Raw genomic sequence first — 3462 nt, forward strand, 5'->3', positions numbered from 1 at the left:
ATCCGCGAGAACATGCGCCGCTATCGCAAGATGGAGATGCGCGAGATCATCAACCTGTCGGTCAACGAGACTCTGCCGCGCACCGTCATGACTTCGGTCACGATCCTGCTCGCGCTGGTCGCGATGCTGCTGCTCGGCGGGCACGTGCTGCGTGGCTTCACCGCGGCGATGATCCTCGGCATCGTCGTCGGCACCTACTCGTCGATCTACGTGTCGTCGTCGCTGTTGATCTCGCTCGGGCTTCGGGCGGAGCCGACCGCGCGCAAGCCGAACGCGCTCGACAATGCCGAGCGCGTGGGGCCGAAAGATCGCTGATCTCCACATGCAGCGCGAGGCGACCGCGGGCGGCCCGATCGTCCGCGGTTTCGCCGGTCGCGGCTACCGACTCGGTGACGATACCGTTGCCGCGGCGTTGCTGATGACGGTCGATAACGCGACCGACTGGGCACCGCCGCCGCTCGACGCACTCACGATCGCCGATCTCGATCCGCTGATCGCCGCCCGCCCCGAATTCATCCTGATCGGCACCGGCGCGGCGCTAGTTCGCCCCCCGGTCGCGCTGGTCCGCGCGATCGAGGAGCAGGGGATCGGCGTCGAGGCGATGGACAGCCGCGCGGCGGCACGCGCCTGGGGCGTGCTGCGCGGCGAAGGCCGCGTGATCGCCGCCGCGCTCTACCCGCTCGACGCCTGAACCGCGTCCGCACGGGATTTCGCGCGCACCCTCTCGACGACCCTATCGCGGGTGATATCATCCGCGAAAATCTGGGGGGAGAGGAACATGAGAATTACGCTATCGCTGACGCTGCTTGCCGGGGCCTTGCTCGCGACACCCGCGGGTGCGCAAACCGCCGCCCCCGATTACGGCCAGGACGCCGCTTGGCTATGCCGCCCCGGACGCGCGGACGCGTGTGCGACCAATCAGGACGTCACCGTCATCCGCGCCGATGGCAAGCGCAAGATCGAGAAGTTCCGCCCGGCAGTGGCACCGACCTTCGACTGTTTCTACGTTTATCCCACGGTGTCGCTCGACACGACGCCGAACAGCGACCTCACCGCGGGCCCGGAGGAGCAACAGGTCGCGGCGGCGCAGGCAGCGCGCTTCGCCAGCAAATGCCGCGTCTTCGCACCGCTCTATCGCCAAGTGACGCTGACCGCCCTGCGCGCGGTGATGATGGGCCAGCCGATGACCGCAGATCGCGCGATGGCGCTGGCCGATGTCACCGCGGCGTGGAACGATTACCGCAAGCGCGACAATGGCGGACGCGGCGTAGTCCTGATCGGTCACAGTCAGGGTGCGGGGCTGCTGAAGCAGCTGATCGCTAGCTCCATCGAGACCGACCGATCGGTTTCGCGCAACATCGTCTCGGCGATGCTGATCGGCACCAACGTCGCGGTGCCGCCGGGACGCGATGTCGGCGGCGACTTCAAGTCGATGAAGCTGTGCAAGGACGCCAACCAGTTCGGCTGCGTGGTCAGCTATGTCAGCTTCCGTGCCGATGCGCCGCCGCCCGCCAACAGCCGCTTCGGCAAGGTCGAACAGGCCGGCATGGTCGCCGCCTGCACCAATCCTGCGGCACTCGGCGGCGGCAAGGCGGTGACCGACGCGGTCTTCGGCACCAAGGGCGCCGGCACCGCCAGCGCCCCCGCCGGTCCGTGGACGACCGACGGCGCCGCGGTCACCACCAGCTTCGTCAAGACACCCGGCCTGATCAGCGCCGAATGCGTCTCGGCCGGCGGCTTCGACTATCTAGCGGTCACCGTGAACGCCGACCCGAAGGACCCGCGCACCGACACCATCGTCGGCGACGTCATCGCCAATGGCAGCATCCTGAAGGACTGGGGGCTGCACCTGATCGACATGCCCGTGGCGATGGGCAATCTCGTCGACCTCGCGGATCGCCAGGCCGCCGCATGGCGTGGCGTCCCCCGCAAGAAGTAGCGGTCAGATCCGCTGCGTCAGGGGATAGGCGCAGAGTATGTCGGCGTCGGCGCTGGTCGTCACCGTTTCGCTGCCGGTCATCGTCGCGCACTGGCCGGCCGCGGCGGACACCCCCGCGACCTCGACCGATCCTGCGATCGGCACCAGCCAGGCGGTCACGCCCTCTGGCAGCGACACCGCGTGCTCGCCGCCCGACCAGCGTTCCAGCACGAACTTCGGCCCCTCGACCAGGATCGTGCGGTCGCCGTCGATCCGGCCCGGTGAGGTGATCGCGCGATATGGCTCGAGGTTGGCGACGTCGACGCCGTCCTTCAGGTGCAACTCGCGGTCGCTGCCGTAATCGTAGAGCCGGTAGGTGGTCTCCGAATTCTGCTGCACCTCGATCAGCGTCAGCCCGCCGCCGATCGCGTGGATCGTGCCCGACGGCGCGTAGTAGAAATCGCCCGCCTTCACGGGCACCCAGTCGAGATCGTCCTCGATCGATCCGTCGGTCGCATCGTCGCGCAGCGCGTCGCGGGTGATCGGCCCTTTCGGGCCGAGCGCGATCGTCGAGTCCGGCTTGGCGGCGAGGATCGTCCAGCATTCGTCCTTGCCGCGCGGCAGCCCGCGCGCATGGGCCTGGTCGTCGTCGGGATGGACCTGAACCGACAGCTTCTGCCCGGTGAACAGATATTTGATCAACAGCTCGGGCGTGCTGTCGCCGGGCTCCTGGAACCAGACCTCGCCGATCGGCTCGCCGCCGGCAGGCGCATCGTCGAAGCCGGGCCATAGATCGTGGCGGCCCCATGGCTTTTCGACGCGGTGGGTCTGGAGGAGCGTGGCAGGCATCGGACACCTTCATGTTGGGGAGCGAAACAGCGTAACGCCTGGCGCATGTCCCCCGCTCCCCGCAAGATGGAATCGGGCTGGCCGGTTGTTGCACGAACGGGGATTGTTCGGCCCCCGGCGGCTGCGCTATGGACGAGGTCGATGCGTATCCCCCAGTCCAAGGTCCAGCCCGCGAAGTTCGCGGCGCTGGCGATGATCGCCGCGCTCGCGCTCCCAGTTACAGGCTGTGCCGGCAGCCGTGCCAAGGGCGACCTGCCCTATGTCGCGCGCGACGTCGGCACGCTCTATTCGGCGGCGAAGAACCGGCTCGATCAGGGCCGCTACAAGGAAGCCGCGGCGTTGTTCGACGAGGTCGAGCGCCAGCATCCCTATTCGATCTGGGCTCGCCGCGCGCAGGTGATGAGCGCGTTCAGCTATTATCTCAGCCGCGATTACACCCAGTCGATCCAGTCGGCACAGCGCTTCCTGACCGTCCATCCCGGCAACCGCGATGCGCCCTATGCCTATTATCTTGTCGCGCTCAGCTATTACGAGCAGATCAAGGACGTCACCCGCGACCAGAAGATCACCCGCCAGGCGCTCGACGCGCTCGGCGAGTTGACCCGGCGCTATCCCAACACCCGCTATGCGGCTGATGCGCGGCTGAAGATCGATCTCGTCAACGATCATCTCGCGGGCAAGGAGATGGAGATCGG

4 protein-coding genes and 1 pseudogene are annotated in these 3462 nt (G+C 67.4%); 4 read left to right on the top strand and 1 reads right to left on the bottom strand.

The window, feature by feature from the left end:
• From ACFE77_RS16245 to ACFE77_RS16255, 3 genes and pseudogenes are all read left to right on the top strand, one after another.
• Nucleotides 1-315, top strand: a pseudogene (locus ACFE77_RS16245) (protein translocase subunit SecF); the annotation flags it as partial.
• Nucleotides 316-322: 7 nt separating this feature from the next.
• Nucleotides 323-691, top strand: coding sequence for an Mth938-like domain-containing protein (locus ACFE77_RS16250; protein ID WP_375422685.1), 369 nt, complete (start codon nt 323-325; stop codon nt 689-691).
• Between the two features lie 87 nt (nt 692-778).
• Entirely contained in the window at nt 779-1939 is a 1161-nt protein-coding gene (locus tag ACFE77_RS16255) for a DUF3089 domain-containing protein (RefSeq protein ID WP_375422686.1), read from the top strand.
• A gap of 3 nt (nt 1940-1942) precedes the next feature.
• Here the strand turns inward: ACFE77_RS16255 and ACFE77_RS16260 are convergent, their stop codons facing one another.
• Nucleotides 1943-2767, bottom strand: a complete 825-nt coding sequence (locus ACFE77_RS16260; protein ID WP_375422687.1) for a phosphoheptose isomerase — start codon at nt 2765-2767, stop codon at nt 1943-1945.
• 141 nt (nt 2768-2908) lie between these two features.
• Between ACFE77_RS16260 and ACFE77_RS16265 the strand changes: the two genes are divergently transcribed.
• Nucleotides 2909-3462 (top strand): outer membrane protein assembly factor BamD (locus ACFE77_RS16265; RefSeq protein WP_375422688.1); only part of this gene is annotated, 554 nt, incomplete at its 3' end.

Source organism: uncultured Sphingomonas sp. (genome assembly GCF_964243315.1).
Taxonomy (GTDB): domain Bacteria; phylum Pseudomonadota; class Alphaproteobacteria; order Sphingomonadales; family Sphingomonadaceae; genus Sphingomonas.

What these genes read in the sequence shown, in the direction of transcription:
- ACFE77_RS16250 (WP_375422685.1), top strand. Translation starts at nt 323, where the DNA reads ATGCAGCGCGAGGCGACCGCGGGCGGCCCGATCGTCCGCGGTTTCGCC.
- ACFE77_RS16255 (WP_375422686.1), top strand. Translation starts at nt 779, where the DNA reads ATGAGAATTACGCTATCGCTGACGCTGCTTGCCGGGGCCTTGCTCGCG.
- ACFE77_RS16260 (WP_375422687.1), bottom strand. Translation starts at nt 2,767, where the DNA reads ATGCCTGCCACGCTCCTCCAGACCCACCGCGTCGAAAAGCCATGGGGC.